Annotated in this window: 19 protein-coding genes and 1 tRNA gene; 13 read left to right on the forward strand and 7 right to left on the reverse strand. The window is 64.6% G+C overall.

The features are described from left to right. The first annotated feature begins 6 nt into the window (after positions 1 to 6). The 6 genes from B4L36_RS13680 (at position 7) to metK (ending at position 7,246) form a co-directional block, all read left to right on the forward strand. Positions 7 to 561 (forward strand): DUF1285 domain-containing protein, encoded by a 555-nt coding sequence (locus B4L36_RS13680; RefSeq protein WP_292958264.1) that lies wholly within the window; start codon positions 7 to 9, stop codon positions 559 to 561. 6 nt (positions 562 to 567) lie between these two features. Continuing rightward, positions 568 to 1,329 (forward strand): hydroxypyruvate isomerase family protein, encoded by a 762-nt coding sequence (locus B4L36_RS13685; RefSeq protein WP_292958266.1) that lies wholly within the window; start codon positions 568 to 570, stop codon positions 1,327 to 1,329. Positions 1,330 to 1,666: 337 nt separating this feature from the next. Continuing rightward, complete coding sequence (gene typA / locus B4L36_RS13690; protein ID WP_292958268.1) at positions 1,667 to 3,487, forward strand: translational GTPase TypA; 1,821 nt, start codon at positions 1,667 to 1,669, stop codon at positions 3,485 to 3,487. A gap of 215 nt (positions 3,488 to 3,702) precedes the next feature. Beyond that, the gene (locus B4L36_RS13695; protein ID WP_292958270.1) at positions 3,703 to 4,374 is read left to right on the forward strand and encodes a TetR/AcrR family transcriptional regulator; all 672 of its coding nucleotides are present in this window, start codon (positions 3,703 to 3,705) and stop codon (positions 4,372 to 4,374) included. Positions 4,375 to 4,656: 282 nt separating this feature from the next. Next, entirely contained in the window at positions 4,657 to 6,063 is a 1,407-nt protein-coding gene (gene ahcY, locus B4L36_RS13700; RefSeq protein ID WP_292958272.1) for an adenosylhomocysteinase, read from the forward strand. Between the two features lie 4 nt (positions 6,064 to 6,067). Beyond that, complete coding sequence (gene metK / locus B4L36_RS13705; RefSeq protein ID WP_292958274.1) at positions 6,068 to 7,246, forward strand: methionine adenosyltransferase; 1,179 nt, start codon at positions 6,068 to 6,070, stop codon at positions 7,244 to 7,246. A 63-nt stretch (positions 7,247 to 7,309) separates the two neighbouring features. Here metK and B4L36_RS13710 read toward each other — a convergent pair whose 3' ends face one another. Continuing rightward, positions 7,310 to 7,690 (reverse strand): DUF4870 family protein, encoded by a 381-nt coding sequence (locus B4L36_RS13710; protein ID WP_292958276.1) that lies wholly within the window; start codon positions 7,688 to 7,690, stop codon positions 7,310 to 7,312. Next, entirely contained in the window at positions 7,687 to 8,160 is a 474-nt protein-coding gene (locus B4L36_RS13715; RefSeq protein ID WP_292958278.1) for a type II toxin-antitoxin system RatA family toxin, read from the reverse strand. Before B4L36_RS13715 ends, B4L36_RS13710 begins: the two co-directional genes overlap by 4 nt. A gap of 66 nt (positions 8,161 to 8,226) precedes the next feature. Here B4L36_RS13715 and B4L36_RS13720 point away from each other — a divergent pair, with 66 nt between their 5' ends. Next, complete coding sequence (locus B4L36_RS13720; RefSeq protein ID WP_292958280.1) at positions 8,227 to 8,412, forward strand: hypothetical protein; 186 nt, start codon at positions 8,227 to 8,229, stop codon at positions 8,410 to 8,412. Between the two features lie 138 nt (positions 8,413 to 8,550). On the opposite strand, the gene B4L36_RS13725 is transcribed toward B4L36_RS13720, so the two are convergent. Further along, positions 8,551 to 9,414, reverse strand: coding sequence for a KPN_02809 family neutral zinc metallopeptidase (locus B4L36_RS13725; protein ID WP_292958282.1), 864 nt, complete (start codon positions 9,412 to 9,414; stop codon positions 8,551 to 8,553). A gap of 172 nt (positions 9,415 to 9,586) precedes the next feature. Between B4L36_RS13725 and B4L36_RS13730 the strand changes: the two genes are divergently transcribed. Both B4L36_RS13730 and B4L36_RS13735 read left to right on the forward strand, forming a co-directional pair. Beyond that, the gene (locus B4L36_RS13730) at positions 9,587 to 10,165 is read left to right on the forward strand and encodes a YqaA family protein (RefSeq protein ID WP_283646776.1); all 579 of its coding nucleotides are present in this window, start codon (positions 9,587 to 9,589) and stop codon (positions 10,163 to 10,165) included. Further along, positions 10,162 to 10,638: a disulfide bond formation protein B gene (locus tag B4L36_RS13735; RefSeq protein WP_283646777.1), complete on the forward strand. Its 477-nt coding sequence runs from the start codon at positions 10,162 to 10,164 to the stop codon at positions 10,636 to 10,638. Before B4L36_RS13730 ends, B4L36_RS13735 begins: the two co-directional genes overlap by 4 nt. A gap of 221 nt (positions 10,639 to 10,859) precedes the next feature. On the opposite strand, the gene B4L36_RS13740 is transcribed toward B4L36_RS13735, so the two are convergent. The 4 genes from B4L36_RS13740 to pdxH form a co-directional block, all read right to left on the reverse strand. Beyond that, positions 10,860 to 10,936: transfer RNA gene (locus B4L36_RS13740), tRNA-Pro, on the reverse strand. 41 nt (positions 10,937 to 10,977) lie between these two features. After that, complete coding sequence (locus B4L36_RS13745) at positions 10,978 to 11,499, reverse strand: DUF192 domain-containing protein (RefSeq protein WP_292958286.1); 522 nt, start codon at positions 11,497 to 11,499, stop codon at positions 10,978 to 10,980. Further along, positions 11,486 to 12,088 carry a cold-shock protein gene (locus tag B4L36_RS13750; RefSeq protein ID WP_292958288.1) on the reverse strand — a complete coding sequence of 201 codons (603 nt, stop codon included), beginning with the start codon at positions 12,086 to 12,088 and terminating at the stop codon, positions 11,486 to 11,488. Before B4L36_RS13750 ends, B4L36_RS13745 begins: the two co-directional genes overlap by 14 nt. A gap of 170 nt (positions 12,089 to 12,258) precedes the next feature. Continuing rightward, the gene (gene pdxH / locus B4L36_RS13755; protein ID WP_292958290.1) at positions 12,259 to 12,873 is read right to left on the reverse strand and encodes a pyridoxamine 5'-phosphate oxidase; all 615 of its coding nucleotides are present in this window, start codon (positions 12,871 to 12,873) and stop codon (positions 12,259 to 12,261) included. Positions 12,874 to 12,964: 91 nt separating this feature from the next. On the opposite strand from pdxH, the gene fabI reads away from it, so the two are divergent. The 4 genes from fabI to B4L36_RS13775 form a co-directional block, all read left to right on the forward strand. Further along, positions 12,965 to 13,792, forward strand: coding sequence for an enoyl-ACP reductase FabI (gene fabI / locus B4L36_RS13760; protein WP_292958292.1), 828 nt, complete (start codon positions 12,965 to 12,967; stop codon positions 13,790 to 13,792). 39 nt (positions 13,793 to 13,831) lie between these two features. Continuing rightward, the gene (locus B4L36_RS13765; RefSeq protein WP_292958294.1) at positions 13,832 to 14,446 is read left to right on the forward strand and encodes a LysE family translocator; all 615 of its coding nucleotides are present in this window, start codon (positions 13,832 to 13,834) and stop codon (positions 14,444 to 14,446) included. 13 nt (positions 14,447 to 14,459) lie between these two features. Continuing rightward, a complete protein-coding gene (gpt, locus tag B4L36_RS13770; protein ID WP_292958296.1) occupies positions 14,460 to 14,960 on the forward strand; it encodes a xanthine phosphoribosyltransferase in 501 nt (166 codons plus the stop codon). A 251-nt stretch (positions 14,961 to 15,211) separates the two neighbouring features. Further along, on the forward strand, positions 15,212 to 15,795 hold a 584-nt coding region (locus B4L36_RS13775; protein ID WP_292958298.1), incomplete at its 3' end, for a PRC-barrel domain-containing protein.

The following is a 15,795-nucleotide window of genomic DNA, read 5'->3' on the forward strand; positions in this document are numbered from 1 at the left end:
TAACGAATGCCGGATCGGGGTGACAAAAGCGTGAGTGCGGCGGGCATCGCCGAAGCCGCCGGCAAGGCCGCGAAGAAAGGCGGACTGCCGCCGGTTCATCTGTGGAATCCGCCGTTCTGCGGCGATCTGGACATGGAAATCCGCGCCGATGGCGTGTGGTTCTATGAAGGCACCCCGATCGGGCGACCGGCCATGGTGAGGCTGTTCTCGACCGTGCTGAAACGCGAGGGCGACAGCTTTTTCCTGGTGACTCCGGTCGAAAAGGTCGGAATCCGTGTCGAGGACGCGCCATTCATCGCCGTCGATGCCGAGATCGCGCCGGACCGGATCATCTTCACCACCAATGTCGGCGATCTGGTGACGGCCGATGCCGAGCACCCGATCGTGATCCGCGGCACGACGGCCGAGCCGCGACCCTATGTTCATGTCCGCGCCGGTCTGGAGGCGCTGATCGACCGCAAGACCTTCTACCGTCTGGCAGCGGCAGCCGATGTCACCGGGGACGGGGACGGACGCGCGGGCGTCCGCTCGGCCGGGCAATTCTTCCCGCTGGAGCCCTAGGACCCCATGCCGCGCTTCGCCGCCAACCTGACCATGCTGTTCACGGAACTTCCGCTTCAGCAGCGCTTTGCCGCCGCCGCTGCGGCGGGATTCGAGGGTGCCGAGATCCTGTTTCCCTATGATATCGCCGTCAGCGATCTGTCGCGCGCGGCGATCAGGGCGGGGCTGGAGATCGTGCTGATCAACTGCCCGCCACCGAACTGGGCGGGCGGTCCGCGCGGCTTCGCCGCCCAGCCTGGCATGGAAGACCGTTTCCGCCACGATTTCGTGCGCGCCCTGCGCGTCGCCGAATCGCTGCGCGCGCGCCACATCCACATCATGGCCGGCAAGGCCGAGGGCGCCCGCGCCGACGCAGCCTTCCTTGACAATCTGGCATGGGCGGCCGCGCGCGCGCCTCATGCCAGCCTGACGATCGAGCCGATCAACCACGAGGACATGCCGGGCTATTACCTGTCGGACTACGACAAGGCCGCCGCGATCATCGAACGGCTGGGCGCGACGAATCTGGGCCTGCAATTCGATGCCTATCACGCCCAGAAGATCACCGGCGACGCGCTGGCGGCCTGGGCCCCCGTCGCATCGCTGGTGCGCCATGTGCAGATCGCGGGTTGTCCCGGACGCCACGAGCCCGATACCGGCGGGATCGACTATCCCGCGTTCTTCGAAATGCTCGACCGATCGGGATACCGGGGCTGGGTCAGCGCCGAATACGACCCCGTCCGGCAGACCGCCGCGGGCCTGGGCTGGCTGCCCGCCCGAACGCCATGACCGCGATTTTTCGTGGCGCCATGGGAACTTGATACAAGCGTTGCCGTTCTTTCGGCAGCACGACATGCGACGGACGGCCGCGACGGTGCGTCCGCGCAAGCGGAAAACGAAGGGAGAAGCTTCATGAATTCTATCATCTATATCGTCGGCCTTGTCGTGGTCGTCCTGTTCATCCTGTCCTTCCTCGGCCTGCGCTGAGGCGTCGGGCGGCTGCGCATGGCAGCCGCCCGGAGGGCCGGCTGCGGGGCAGTCGCCCCCCTTCCAGACAGGGCGATTTCCGCTGGCCTTTCCGGGCCTGCCGCGATAGGGCAGCGGCGCAAACCGGAAGGCCCCACGCATGGACATTCGCAACATCGCCATCATCGCCCATGTCGACCACGGCAAGACAACGCTGGTCGATCAGCTCCTGAGGCAATCGGGCGCCTTCCGCGAGAACCAGACCGTCGCCGAGCGGGCGATGGACAGCAACGATATCGAACGCGAACGCGGGATCACGATCCTGGCCAAGGCGACCAGCGTCGAATGGAAGGGCACCCGCATCAATATCGTGGACACGCCGGGCCATGCCGATTTCGGCGGCGAGGTCGAACGGATCCTGTCCATGGTCGACGGCGTCTGCCTGCTGGTCGATGCCGCCGAGGGCCCGATGCCACAGACCAAGTTCGTGACATCCAAGGCGCTGGCGCTTGGACTGCGCCCGATCGTCGTGCTGAACAAGGTGGACAAGCCCGCCGCCGAACCCGATGACGCGCTGAACGATGTCTTCGACCTGTTCGCCAATCTCGGCGCCTCGGATGAACAACTGGATTTTCCGCATCTCTACGCCTCGGGCATCGGCGGCTGGTGCGACGAGACGCTGGACGGTCCGCGCAAGGACATGACCGCCCTGTTCGACCTGATCCTGCGTCATGTCGAGCCGCCGAAGCAAATAAGCCGCACCGACGAGCCCTTCCAGATGCTGGCCACGACGCTCGGGGCCGACAACTTTTTGGGACGATTGCTGACCGGCCGGGTCGAGGCCGGTCACGCCAGGGCTGGCGATACGGTGAAGGCACTGGCGCGCGACGGCGCGCGGATCGAACAATTCCGCATCAGCAAGGTGCTGGCCTTCCGCGGCCTGACCCAGCAATCCGTGGACGAGGCACGGGCCGGCGACATCGTGACGCTGGCCGGAATGGCCAAGGCCACGGTGGCCGACACCATCTGCGCCCCCGAGGTCGAGACCGCCCTGCCCTCGCAGCCGATCGACCCGCCCACGATCAGCGTTACCTTCGGTATCAACGACAGCCCGCTGGCCGGCCGCGACGGCAGCAAGGTGCAATCTCGCGTCATCCGCGAGCGGCTGATGAAAGAGGCCGAATCGAATGTCGCGATCAAGGTCGAGGACACGCCCGGCGGCGAGGCTTTCGTGGTCTCGGGGCGTGGCGAATTGCAGATGGGCGTCCTGATCGAGAACATGCGTCGCGAAGGGTTCGAATTGTCGATCAGCCGCCCCCGCGTGATCTTCCGCGAGGAAGACGGCCAACGCCTGGAACCGGTCGAGGAAGTCATCATCGATGTCGAGGACGACTACACCGGCGTCGTGATCGAGAAGCTGACCGGGGACCGCAAGGGCGATATGGTCGACATGCGTCCCGCGGGCCTCGGCAAGACCCGCATCGTGGCCCATGTTCCCTCGCGCGGGCTGATCGGCTATCACGGCGAATTCATGACCGACACCCGCGGCAATGGCGTGCTGAACCGCATCTTTCACGGCTGGACACCCTACAGGGGCGCCATACAGGGGCGCCGTCAAGGCGTGCTGATCAGCATGGAGAACGGCGTGTCCGTGGCCTATGCGCTGTGGAACCTGGAGGATCGCGGCAAGATGTTCATCGGCGCGCAGGAACAGATTTATCAGGGCATGATCATCGGCGAACACAGCCGCGACAACGACCTGGAAGTGAACCCGTTGAAGGGCAAGAAGCTGACCAATGTCCGCGCCTCGGGCACCGACGAGGCCGTGCGCCTGACACCGCCCGTGCGCCTGTCGCTGGAAGCGGCCATTGCCTATGTCAATGATGACGAACTGGTCGAGGTCACGCCCAAGACGATCCGGCTGCGCAAACGCCATCTGGATCCGCATGAACGCAAACGCCAGGCCCGTGCGGAGGCCTGACCATCGCGGTGAAATTTCGCCATGGAATCAGGCTTTCCCCTAGGTAAAACTGTCTATTTAGAAGGTTTGCGGAACCGCCTTTCCGTGTTAGCCTGCCCATACCGGAATTGTGTGTTTTCCCTGCAACACGGCTTTCGGTTCGGGGCGATTGCGCTGCGGTCTTCCGTGCGGGCCGCGACCTGCGCCCTGAATCACGCGAACGCGCCGAGGCGGACATGAGCAAGCATCAGATCATCGCCGACGGGACCAGTCTTCACGGTCGCTCGATCAGGGCGGCCCTCGATCTGCTGGAGGAAAGCCAGTCGCGACGTCCGACCATGGCCGAGATCGCCGAACTGGTCGGCGTGCCGGCGAAGGACCTGCATCGCATCTTTCCCGACGACCGTTCCGTGCTGGTGGCCGCCGCCGAACAGGCGCTGGTATGGCTGATCGATTCGTCGGTGAAGGCGGTCGTTCAGGTCGACCCGGACGATTCCGTCGCCCAGTTCATCGCGCTTGGCGAGACCTATATCGACTGGGCCAGCGCCAACCCTTCGCAATTCCGCCTGCTGCAGGATGAACGTGTTCTCAATGCCAAGGCGACGCCGCAGCTCAGCCGCTATATCGATTCGATGGTGGATCTGATGATCAGGACCCTCGAACGTGCGCGCGATGCCGGCCGCCTGAAACCGGACGAGAACATTCCGCTGATGGCCCTGTCCTCGCACGCCTTCGTCATAGGGCTTGGCAGGATGATCGTCGAGGGGCGGCTGCACGACACGCTGCCGGACGTGCCCTGTTTCTCGGCGGCCCGGATCGCCAAACTGGCGCTGCGTGACTTTGTTCATCGTGCCGCGCGCGGCAGCGTACCCGCCCGCGGCTCCGGGAATCAGAACATTCCCGCGTGATCACGGTGACGTCCGCCGGGTCACGGCAATCCGATTGCGCTTGGATGTTTCTTCTCGCTTTTCGGGCATAATAAAGGCTTGAACCCGACGGGAAGCGAGCAGCGCACTGCCGCTTTCCGGGCTGCGGCGGATCTGGGGTTCCGTCGCAGCCTTTTTTGCCGCAGGCCGGCCCGCGTGAAGGCCCAGGGGATCGGTCCTCCACAGAAGGGCGCGGCCTCTTTCCCCTGCAGGCTGCTTGCGCTATGCCCTCGGCAACCCGCGATCTGTGAAAGCAAGAACCCCGTGACCGATCATATCATCAAGGATATCGCGCTGGCCGATTTCGGCCGCAAGGAACTGGACATCGCAGAAACCGAGATGCCCGGGCTGATGGCGCTGCGCGCCGAATATGGCGAGGCCAGGCCATTGGCCGGGGCGCGGATCGCCGGCAGCCTGCACATGACCGTGCAGACCGCCGTGCTGATCGAGACGCTGGTGGCGCTTGGGGCCGAGGTCCGCTGGGCATCGTGCAACATCTTCTCGACCCAGGATCACGCCGCCGCCGCCATCGCCGCCACCGGCGTGCCTGTCTTTGCCATCAAGGGCGAGACGCTGGCCGAATACTGGTCCTATACCGACCGGATCTTCCGCTTCGGGGGCAATGAAAAGGACGGCGGCACGGCCAACATGATCCTCGACGATGGCGGGGATGCGACGATGTATGTCCTGCTGGGCGCGCGGGTCGAGGCGGGCGAGACGGAACTGATCGACACCCCCGCCAGCGAAGAGGAAGAGGCGCTGTTTTCCCAGATCCGCAAGCGCATGGCCGAAACGCCGGGATGGTTCGCCCGTCAGCGCGACGCGATCCGGGGCGTCAGCGAGGAAACCACCACCGGCGTTCACCGTCTCTACGACCTGCATCGCAAGGGGCTGCTGCCCTTCGCCGCGATCAACGTGAACGACAGTGTGACCAAGTCGAAATTCGACAACAAGTACGGGTGCAAGGAATCCCTGGTCGATGGCATCCGCCGTGCGACCGATGTCATGATGGCCGGAAAGGTCGCCGTGGTCTGCGGATATGGCGATGTCGGCAAGGGCAGCGCGGCCAGCCTGCGCGGAGCCGGTGCGCGGGTCAAGGTCACCGAAGTCGATCCGATCTGCGCGCTTCAGGCCGCCATGGACGGGTTCGAGGTGGTGAGGCTGGAAGACGTGGCCGACAGCGCCGACATCTTCATCACCACGACGGGCAACCGCGACGTGATCCGGCTGGAACACATGCGCGCGATGAAGGACATGGCCATCGTCGGCAATATCGGCCATTTCGACAACGAGATTCAGGTCGCGGCTCTGCGGAACCACAAATGGACCAACGTCAAGGATCAGGTGGACATGATCGAGATGCCTTCGGGCAACCGCATCATCCTGCTGAGCCAGGGCCGTCTGCTGAATCTGGGCAACGCCACCGGCCATCCCAGCTTCGTCATGTCGGCCAGCTTCACCAATCAGGTTCTGGCCCAGATCGAGCTGTGGACCAGGGGCGCGGATTACCAGCCGGGCGTGTATATCCTGCCCAAGGCGCTGGACGAAAAGGTCGCGCGGCTGCATCTGGACAAGATCGGCGTCAAATTGTCCACCCTGTCGAAGGAACAGGCCGATTACATCGGCGTGACGCCCGAGGGGCCCTTCAAATCAGATCATTACCGGTACTGACCTCATGACCGAATATTCGCTGTTCACCTCGGAATCCGTGTCCGAGGGTCATCCCGACAAGATCGCCGACCAGATCAGCGACGCGATCCTGGACGCCATCCTGGCCGAGGACCCGCGCGCCCGCGTTGCCTGCGAAACCATGGTCAAGACCGGGGTCGCCATCATCTCGGGCGAGATCACGACCAGCGCCTGGGTCGATCTGGAATCCATCGTGCGCGGCGTCATCAACGATATCGGCTATACCAGCAGCGATGTCGGCTTTGACGGCGCCACCTGTTCGGTCATCAACATCATCGGCAAGCAATCGCCCGAGATCAATCAGGGCGTCGATCGCCAGAGCCTCGAGGAACAGGGCGCGGGCGATCAGGGACTGATGTTCGGCTATGCCAGCGACGAGACCGACGTGCTGATGCCTGCGCCGATCACCTATGCCCATCGGCTGGTGGAACGTCAGTCGAAGGTCCGGCGCGACGGCACGCTGGACTGGTTGCGCCCGGACGCCAAGTCGCAGCTGACGCTGCGCTATGGTGCGGACGGCCGGCCCGAGGCCATCGACGCGGTGGTCCTGTCCACCCAGCACAATCCCGAAATCACCCTGGCCGATCTGCGCGAGGCAGTGATCGAGGAAATCATCAAGCCGGTCCTGCCCGCCGAATGGCTGTCGCCCGAAACCAAGTATTTCATCAATCCGACCGGTAAATTCGTCATCGGCGGGCCGGTCGGCGATTGCGGGCTGACCGGGCGCAAGATCATCGTGGACAGCTATGGCGGCATGGCCCGGCATGGCGGCGGCGCGTTCTCGGGCAAGGATCCCAGCAAGGTGGATCGCTCGGCCGCCTATGCGGGACGCTGGGTGGCCAAGAACATCGTCGCAGCCGGCTTGGCCAGCCGGTGCGAAATTCAGGTCAGCTATGCGATCGGCGAAGCGCGGCCCACTTCGATCAGCCTGAACACCTTCGGAACCGAGACGGTGCCGCACGAGCGGATCGTGGCCGCCCTGCGCGAGGTCTTCGACCTGCGCCCCTTCGCCATCATCCGCGACCTGGACCTGCTGCATCCAATCTATCGGCCGACCGCGACCTATGGCCATTTCGGCCGCGATCCCCATGCGCTGGCCGGGGCGACGGCGTTTTCCTGGGAACGGACCGACCGCGCCGAGGCGCTGAAAGCGGCGCTGAGCTGACCGGCCGGGGCGCTTTGCCCCGGATGCCGGACCGGCCAGCCGGGGATGCCGGGTCGCGCGTTCTCAGAACGCCATCATGCCCCAGTATTTCGTGCCGGTGACCGGCTTGCCATCATTGGCCAGCAGAAAGCCCGACAGGACGCGAATCACGCCCCAGACCGCAAGAAAGGCCCAGATCAGGAAGCCGAGGCCCACGACCATCGTGACGACGGCCAGGACCGCGATCAGCAGGCTGATCCAGAACGTCCGGATCTGGAAGGTCAGATGCGTGTCCAGAACCGGGTGCCGGCCCCTGGCGATATAGGCATAAACCACCCCGACCAGTGTCGTGATCGCTACCGCATAGCCGATGGCGTAAAGCCCATAGATCAGTTTCGCGGGCAGCAACGGATCGCCGGGGCCGGTCGCGGCTTCGGCTGCGGGCGGGGGTGGCATATCGGTCATGACGGGGCTCCGTACAGGTTGCGGGCGCGATCCTCGAAGGCGCGGACGATGCGCGCCATCGCCTCGTGGAAGACGACGCCGATCAGGCGTTGCAGTATGGCGTTGCGAAATTCGAAATCGACAAAGAATTCCACCCGGCAGCCGCCTTCAGGACGGTCGTGGAAAGTCCAGCCGCTGCGCATGTATCTGAACGGGCCGTCCAGATATTCGGTGTCGATCTTCAGGGCGCCGGTCCGGGGATCGGCGGGCCACAACACGACGCGGCTGCCGAAACGTTCGCGAAAGACCTTGAAACTGATGACAAGATCGGCCGCGATCTCCTCGGCGCCGTCCGGTCGGGTCTGGCGCGACCGTACGCGGGCGGCGCTGTTCCAGGGCAAAAATTCCGGATAGCGTTCGACATCGGCGACGAGGTCGAACATCTGGCGGGCGCTGTAGGGAAGGTCGCGGTTGTCCTGGTGTTGCGGCAAGGCGGGGCTCTTGTCTTTGGGCGCGTTGTCTGGTCGGCTCTGCGCATCTAGCAGGCGAGGCCGGGAATGAACAACCTGATCTGGTTTCTTCGCGCATCGCGATGGGCGCGGCACCCGCCAAGCGCCCGGATGGTCAAGCTGGTTCTCGCGATCGTGGCGGCCGGACTGATCATCCTGGCGTTGGAATGGCTGGACCTGTGGCCCGACTGGGCGCAGATGCAGAACGGTCGCGGCCTGCGACTGCCCCGGTAGTGAGATCAATGGCGGGGCGCATCCGCCCGCACACGGCGCGGGCGCGGCTGCGCAGCGTGGGCGGCCGCAAGCCCGGCCAGTCCCAGCAATCCGATCGTTATCAACATGTCATCCTCCTTTCCGGCTGCGTGGCGGGCCTCAGGGTCCGGCCTCGCTGAATGTCTGGCATTGCGCCATGTCGCCTGATTCGAAACCACGCATCAGCCATGTCTGGCGTTGCCTGGCGCTGCCATGGGTAAAGCTGTCGGGCACCGGCGTCCGTCCGGCGCCGGACTGGATCACGTCGTCGCCAACCGCGCGGGCGGCATTGGCCGCTTCTTCCAGATCGCCCTGTTCCAGCGATCCGAATCGATCCCGCGCCTGCCGCGCCCAGATCCCGGCATAGCAATCGGCCTGAAGCTCGGTCAGGACCGACAGCGCGTTTGAATCCCGTTCGCTGATGCGCTGGCGGCTGGCGTTGACCCGCGACAGCGTGCCCACAAGATTCTGCACGTGGTGGCCGACCTCGTGGGCGATCACATAGGCATAGGCGAAATCGCCGCCCGCGCCCATCTTCTGCGCCATCAGATTGAAGAAATCGGTGTCCAGATAAACCTTCTGGTCGTTCGGGCAATAAAACGGCCCCATTGCCGCCGAGGCGCCGCCGCAGGCCGATTGCACCACGCCCCCGTAAAGCACGAGGGTCGGGTTGCGGTAATCCATGCCGGCCTGTTCGGGAAGAATGCCGGCCCAGACCTCTTCGGTATCGGCCAGCACGACCGAAACGAAATCGCCCCAGCGTTGATCCTCTTGCGTCAGCGGCACGCTGCCTTGGCGCCCCTGCTGGGTTTGGTTCTGGCTCTGGTCTATCTGGCGGATCACAGGGGTGATATCGACGCCGAAGAAATATCCCACGGCCAGCACGACCAGCGTTCCCACGACGCCGATGCCGCCGGCCCCGGTCGCGCCCATGCTGCGCCGATCCTCGATATTGCTGCTGCCGCGCCTGCCTTGCCATTTCATCCGACGGTTTCCTCCGAGGATCTGCGGTCCCTTGTGCCGAACGCCGCTTACCCCGCCCGGTTCCCGGCTTTCGCGCCGTGCGGACGGTCGCGGGGCACGCGAGCGGCGCGGAAGTGACTTGACGCCGCGCGCCCGGCAGAGGATGCAACGTTTCGATCCGAAGGGGAATGCAATGCTGCGCAGGCTATACGACTGGACCATGGGGCTTTCGGCCCATCGCCATGCGATGACCGCCCTTTTCGGCGTCAGTTTCATCGAAAGCTCGGTCTTTCCGATTCCGCCGGATGTGCTGATGATCCCGATGGTTCTGGCGCGTCGCTCGAAGGCGATGGCCGTCGCGCTGATCGCGACCGCCGGGTCGGTGCTGGGCGCGATGCTGGGCTACTGGATCGGCGCGGCGCTGATGGACAGCCTGGGTCAGGCGGTTCTGGCCGCCTATGGCAAGCAGGATGCCTATGCCCAGCTTGCCGCGCGCTTTGCGGATTATGGCGGCTGGGCGGTGCTGTTCGCGGCGCTGACGCCCTTTCCGTTCAAGGTCATCACGATCTTTTCGGGCGCCGTCGGCTTTTCGTTGCCGTTGTTCATCCTGACCTCGATCATCGGTCGCGCGGGCCGGTTCTTCATCGTCGCGGGGCTGTTGTGGCGCTTTGGCCCGCCGATCCGCGACTTCATAGAGCGTCGGCTTGGGCTGGTTTTCACCCTGTTCATGGCTGCGCTGATCGGCGGTTTTGCCGCGTTGAGGTATCTGTGACCGGAACAAGACTTGCCCTTCTGGCCGCCGCGGGTTCGGCGGCCCTGCTGATCGCCGCGCTAGGATTTCAGGCCGCCGGCTATGCGCCCTGCGAATTGTGCATCCTGCAACGCTGGCCGCATGTCGTGGCGGTGGTGATCGGCGCGCTGATCTGGCTGACCGGATGGGTGCGACCGCTGTCCGTGCTGGGGATGGCAGCGGTAGCCGTTGCTATGGGCCTTGCCATCTATCACACCGGGGTCGAAATCGGCTGGTGGCCGGGGCCGTCGCAATGCTCGGGCGGGGTGACCGACTTCGCGAAGATGTCGTTGAAAGATCTGACGGCAAAGCTGAAAACCGCCCCGGTCGTGCGCTGCGACGAGGTCGTGTGGCGCTTTGTGGGCCTGTCCATGGCCAGCTGGAACGCGATCCTTTCCGCAGGGCTGGCGGCAATCTGGGGCATGGCTGCCCGCGCGGGCCGTTCATCAATCTAGGGTCGGACTTGCTGCGGCCCTTCGTCTGGCGCGCAGCCGCTTCACAGCGCGCGCCGCGCCTTCTGTTCGGGCATGCCATCATTCCGGATGGTCGTGATGCGGCACGCCCAAGGTATTTGACCTCTGGCAGCGGGCAAGACCCGAGCCATTGCGCAGCAATACCGGCAGGTCCTATCGTGGGGCGAAGGGGACTGATGCCCTCTGCGTCGGAATGCGAATGGTGGTCGGGGCGAGAGGATTCGAACCTCCGACCTACGGTACCCAAAACCGTCGCGCTACCAGGCTGCGCTACGCCCCGACGAGGCGGCTTCTAGCGGATCGCGCCGGCCGGGGAAAGGCCTAACGACAGGGCCAGGCCGCCTGACCCTGGTCCAGCGCCGGATAGGCCATCGGCTGACCCGTAGCCAGTCCCAGACGGTCGGCCTCTCCTGCCGCGACTTCCAGAATCGCCAGCCGCAGCGGATCGGGATCGCCCGCCAGGGCGCCGGGTATCGGGGTCTCGTCCAGCGGCCGGGCATTGCGGTGAATGTAGCGGATCACGCCGCGCGCATCCATGAAGACGATGTCCAGCGGCAGATAGGTGTTCTTCATCCAGAAGCTGGATTCGCGTGGCGTTTCGTAAAGAAACAGCATCCCCGTATCCGCTGGCAGCGATTCCCGGAACATCAGGCCCCGGGCGCGTTCCTGCGGATCGTCGGCGATCTCGACACGGACCGCGCGCGCTCCGTCCGGGGTCATGAACAGAGCCACGTCCTGCGCGCAGGCCGCAGGTTCCAGCGCAGCCACCGCAGGCTGCGCGGTCACGGCGCTCATCATCGTCAGCAGGAGAAGCGCGGTCGCGACCGGTCTATTCCGCGACATGGGCGAGCAGCGCCTCGTCTGAGTCATCGACAAAAGGGCCCGGGATCTCGGCACTGCCACCCCCTTGTGTCGTCATGCCCTGATCCCAGCTTGCGATCTGCGCGGCCATCAGGCCCCGCGGCCCTTCCACGACGCGCAGTGCGATCGCTTCGCCGATGGCGAGGTCGGCAAAACCCGAATGGCGCAGCACCTCGACATGCAGGAAGACATCTTCGGGATGGCCGAAGATATTGGCGAAACCGAAACCCTTGGACTTGTCGAACCATTTCACCCGCGCCGGATGCAGCGGCAACTGGTCGAGATGTTCGATGATGCCGTTGTCCAGATCGGCGATCGGCGCCGTTCCGTCGGATTCCGGCGGTTCGATCGAGACGATCTCGGAGGCCTGCAGGCCACGTGCCGTCGGCTGGACATAGAAGGTGACCAGCGATTGATCGGCGACGGAAGACCGCCCGAAGTTCCGCAGCACGTTGGCGTGCAGCAGAATGTCGGCGCCCCCCTGTTCGTTCAGGATGAAGCCGTATCCCTTGCCCGGATCAAACCACTTGACCAGGCCCTTTTGCAAAACAGCACCGTTTTCATCACTCATCGTCATTTCATTCCGCGCAATGCGCTTGTTTCAGAACGTCAAACCGGCAACCTTGTCGGTTCTCCAGATATGGTGCGCGCACAGGTCACATGAAGGCGCTCCGATTTCAAGCGGGTCAAATCAACGCGAGGCATTCCCAGCCTTATACCGAAGACCTCATGCGTCAAGCCTCAAGGCGACAAGCGCGTGACAAACCAGCGATTATCTGCCTGCAGCCGCCAGCAGAAGCGGTCGTGCAGACGGAATGCGCCGTCGGCCCAGAACTCGATCTGTCGGGGATGAATGCGGAAGCCGCCCCAGAAGGGCGGGCGCGCCGGCGAGGGGCCGCGCAGCAGCGCCTGCTTCGCCGCGGCCGAAACCAGGCTGGCACGGCTGTCAAGCGGCTGCGACTGATGCGAGGCCCAGGCCCCCAGCCGGCTTTGCAGGGCGCGGCTTTCGAAATAGGCGTCGGCCTGCGGACCGTCCTCGCGGGTGACGGCGCCGCGAACGCGAATCTGGCGACGCAGTGATTTCCAGTGCATGACGAAGGCGGCCTTGCCGTTCTGCGCAATCTGGCGGCCCTTGGCGCTGTCGTAATTGGTGTAGAAGACGAACGCGCCCCTGGTCCCGGCGCCCTCGATCTGCTTCAGCAGGACCATGCGCACATCGGGCATTCCCTCATCATCCACCGTCGCCAGGGCGATGGCGTCGGGATCATTGGGCTCGACCGCCTTCGCCTCGTCCAGCCATGTCCGCGCGATGTCGAACGGGTCCTCGCCCGCAAAGATGCCGCTGCGATCCGTCATCTTGTGATCCCTCGTGTTTCCTGACGCTTGATGCTGCCAAGCCTTTGGCCTAAGCACTATCACAACGAGTTGAAAAGGCGAGAGGTCCCACATGTCGAGCGAGCATCAGGGCGGTCTGATGGCCGGAAAGCGGGGCCTGATCATGGGACTGGCCAACGACAAGTCGATCGCCTGGGGCATCGCCAAGGCCCTGGCCGCGGAAGGGGCGGACCTGGCCTTTTCCTATCAGGGCGAGGCGCTGAAAAAGCGCGTCGATCCGCTGGCGGGGCAGCTTGGCTCGACGACCGTGCTGCCCTGCGACGTGGGCGACGAGGCGTCGGTGGACGCGCTGTTCGACCGGTTGGCCGATGGCTGGGACCGCCTTGATTTTCTGGTCCACGCCATCGGGTTTTCCGACAAGGATCAGCTGCGTGGCCGCTATGCCGACACGACGCGGGACAATTTCCTGAAGACGATGGACATCTCGGTCTATTCCTTCACCGCCGTCGCGCGGCGCGCGGCCGCGATGATGCCCGATGGCGGTTCCATCCTGACGCTGACCTATTACGGCGCCGAACGGGTCATGCCGCATTACAACGTGATGGGCGTCGCCAAGGCGGCGCTGGAAGCCTCGGTCCGCTATCTGGCCGAGGATCTGGGCAAGGACCGAATCCGCGTCAACGCGATCAGCGCCGGGCCGATCAAGACACTGGCGGCCAGCGGTATCGGCGATTTCCGCTATATCATGAAGTGGAACGAACTGAACTCACCCCTGCGGCGCAATGTCACGCAGGAGGATGTCGGGAATTCCGCCCTCTACCTGCTGTCGCGACTGGGCCAGGGGGTCACCGGCGAGGTTCACCATGTCGATGCGGGTTATCATGTCGTCGGCATGAAGGCGGTTGACGCGCCCGATATCGCCACCGTCAAAAAGGACTGATCCGGCGGGTCAGGGGTATTTGGGCAACGAAGAAGGCTGATGAACAGCGTTTCGGCAGATCAGCTTGTGCTGTTCACGGCCACGCTGGCGGTGGCGATCCTGTCGCCCGGCCCCGGCGTGATCGCGGTCAGCCAAAGCGCCTTCGCCCTGGGTCGGGGCCGCGCGATGCCCTATGGCTGGGGGCTGGCCTTCGGCGCTTCGCTGTGGTGCCTGTTCTCGCTTCTGGGTCTGACGATGCTGTTCGGGCTGATGCCCTGGACCTATACCGCGCTGAAGATCGCCGGCGGTGCCTATCTGATCTGGATCGCCTGGAGGATGTGGCGCCATGCGGCCGATCCCTTGCCCGGCCCGGCCGGCGGGCGGCGCGGAACCGGGTTCGCCGCCGGTATCGCGCTCAACCTGTCCAATCCCAAGCCGGCGCTGTTCTATTCCGCCGTGATCCTGTCGATCTTTCCCCCGCCGCTGTCGGCGCTGGACAAGGGCGCGGTCTATCTGACAGCGGTGTCGGTGGAACTTGGCTTCTATTCCGCCCTGGCCAGCATGATGGCTTTGCCTTGGCTGCGGCGGCGCTATTATGCCGCGAAATTCTGGATCGATCGCGGCGCGGGTCTGGCCATCGGTCTTCTGGGCCTGTCCCTGATCCTGCGCCATTGAAGGAGACGACGCGATGATGGACCGCTTGCCGCACGAAAAGGGTTTTCACGTCAGCTGGGATCAGTTGCACCGCGATGCGCGGGCCCTGGCCTGGCGGCTGGACGGCACCGAATGGCGCGCCGTGGTGGCAGTCACACGCGGCGGACTGGTCCCGGCGATGATCGTTGCGCGCGAACTGGATATCCGGACCATCGACACGATCTCGATTCGATCCTACCGCGGAATCGGCGCCGAGGCGGGCCAGGGCCAGCTGGAGGTTCTGAAACGCCCCGATGACGGGTTGATGGCCGATGGCGACGGGATCCTGGTCGTCGATGACCTTGTCGATTCCGGCCGCACCCTGGAACTGATCCGCGAGATGTATCCCAAGGCACATTTCGCCACCGTCTATGCCAAGCCCAAGGGCAAGCCGATGGTGCAAAGCTGGATCACCGAGGTCAGCCAGGACACCTGGATCTTCTTTCCGTGGGACATGGCGCTGCAATATGTCCAGCCCTACCGGGGCGAGGACTGAAAACCCGTCATGGCAGGGGCGCGGGATGGCGATGCCGGCCTCTTGACACCAGCGTATCTGGTTGAAGTGCGACGCGAGATCCTTCCCCTGAAGGGGCCGGCCGCATGGCTTTTCCTGCCGGGACGGGCAGAATCCTGCCCATCTCTTACAAAACGCAGGAACCGGGTCACGTCGACCGACATTAGTCCTTCGAAGCGCCTGCCGGTCGCACGGATTGATCGGTCGTGCTGGTAAAACCAATGGAGGAAGACATGCGTAAGCTTCTTTTGACCACAGCCTTTATCCTGCCCCTCGGCGTTGCGCCGGTTCTTGCGCAGGATACCAATACCCAAGCGCCCGCTGATGGCGCGGCCGCACCGATGACGACCGATCCGGCCGCGGACCCCGCCGCGGCCGACAATCAGGCTGCAGCCGCAGCCGCGGATGTTGCCGCCAGCGGCAAGGTCGCGCAGGAACAGGCGCCGAACGAACTGCGGCTGGACTGGATCACCAATACCTCGGTCACGGCGCCCGACGGCACCGCAATCGGTGACATCAACGATCTGATCGTGGACGCCGAACAGGGAACGATGATCGCGGCGATCATCGGTGTGGGCGGCTTCCTGGGCATCGGTGAAAAACAGATCGCCGTGCCCTGGGATCAGTTGAAGGTCAACTATGACGCGCAGGAGATCACCAGCGAGTTGACCAAGGAAGAGGCCGATGCGGCGCCGGAATACGTGTTCCGCGAGCGTGAGGCGGCTCCGGGTGCCAACGCGCCGGCGGCTGGTGGCACGCTGGCCACCGACCCGGCAACGGCCCCGGCCGATCCGGCGATGGCCCCGGCCGATCCGGC

Source organism: Paracoccus sp. UBA889 (genome assembly GCA_002294185.1).
Classification (GTDB): domain Bacteria; phylum Pseudomonadota; class Alphaproteobacteria; order Rhodobacterales; family Rhodobacteraceae; genus Paracoccus.

What these genes read in the sequence shown, in the direction of transcription:
- B4L36_RS13680 (WP_292958264.1), top strand. Translation starts at nt 7, where the DNA reads ATGCCGGATCGGGGTGACAAAAGCGTGAGTGCGGCGGGCATCGCCGAA.
- B4L36_RS13685 (WP_292958266.1), top strand. Translation starts at nt 568, where the DNA reads ATGCCGCGCTTCGCCGCCAACCTGACCATGCTGTTCACGGAACTTCCG.
- typA (WP_292958268.1), top strand. Translation starts at nt 1,667, where the DNA reads ATGGACATTCGCAACATCGCCATCATCGCCCATGTCGACCACGGCAAG.
- B4L36_RS13695 (WP_292958270.1), top strand. Translation starts at nt 3,703, where the DNA reads ATGAGCAAGCATCAGATCATCGCCGACGGGACCAGTCTTCACGGTCGC.
- metK (WP_292958274.1), top strand. Translation starts at nt 6,068, where the DNA reads ATGACCGAATATTCGCTGTTCACCTCGGAATCCGTGTCCGAGGGTCAT.
- B4L36_RS13710 (WP_292958276.1), bottom strand. Translation starts at nt 7,690, where the DNA reads ATGACCGATATGCCACCCCCGCCCGCAGCCGAAGCCGCGACCGGCCCC.
- B4L36_RS13720 (WP_292958280.1), top strand. Translation starts at nt 8,227, where the DNA reads ATGAACAACCTGATCTGGTTTCTTCGCGCATCGCGATGGGCGCGGCAC.
- B4L36_RS13725 (WP_292958282.1), bottom strand. Translation starts at nt 9,414, where the DNA reads ATGAAATGGCAAGGCAGGCGCGGCAGCAGCAATATCGAGGATCGGCGC.
- B4L36_RS13730 (WP_283646776.1), top strand. Translation starts at nt 9,587, where the DNA reads ATGCTGCGCAGGCTATACGACTGGACCATGGGGCTTTCGGCCCATCGC.
- B4L36_RS13745 (WP_292958286.1), bottom strand. Translation starts at nt 11,499, where the DNA reads ATGTCGCGGAATAGACCGGTCGCGACCGCGCTTCTCCTGCTGACGATG.
- B4L36_RS13750 (WP_292958288.1), bottom strand. Translation starts at nt 12,088, where the DNA reads ATGAGTGATGAAAACGGTGCTGTTTTGCAAAAGGGCCTGGTCAAGTGG.
- pdxH (WP_292958290.1), bottom strand. Translation starts at nt 12,873, where the DNA reads ATGACGGATCGCAGCGGCATCTTTGCGGGCGAGGACCCGTTCGACATC.
- fabI (WP_292958292.1), top strand. Translation starts at nt 12,965, where the DNA reads ATGTCGAGCGAGCATCAGGGCGGTCTGATGGCCGGAAAGCGGGGCCTG.
- B4L36_RS13765 (WP_292958294.1), top strand. Translation starts at nt 13,832, where the DNA reads ATGAACAGCGTTTCGGCAGATCAGCTTGTGCTGTTCACGGCCACGCTG.
- gpt (WP_292958296.1), top strand. Translation starts at nt 14,460, where the DNA reads ATGATGGACCGCTTGCCGCACGAAAAGGGTTTTCACGTCAGCTGGGAT.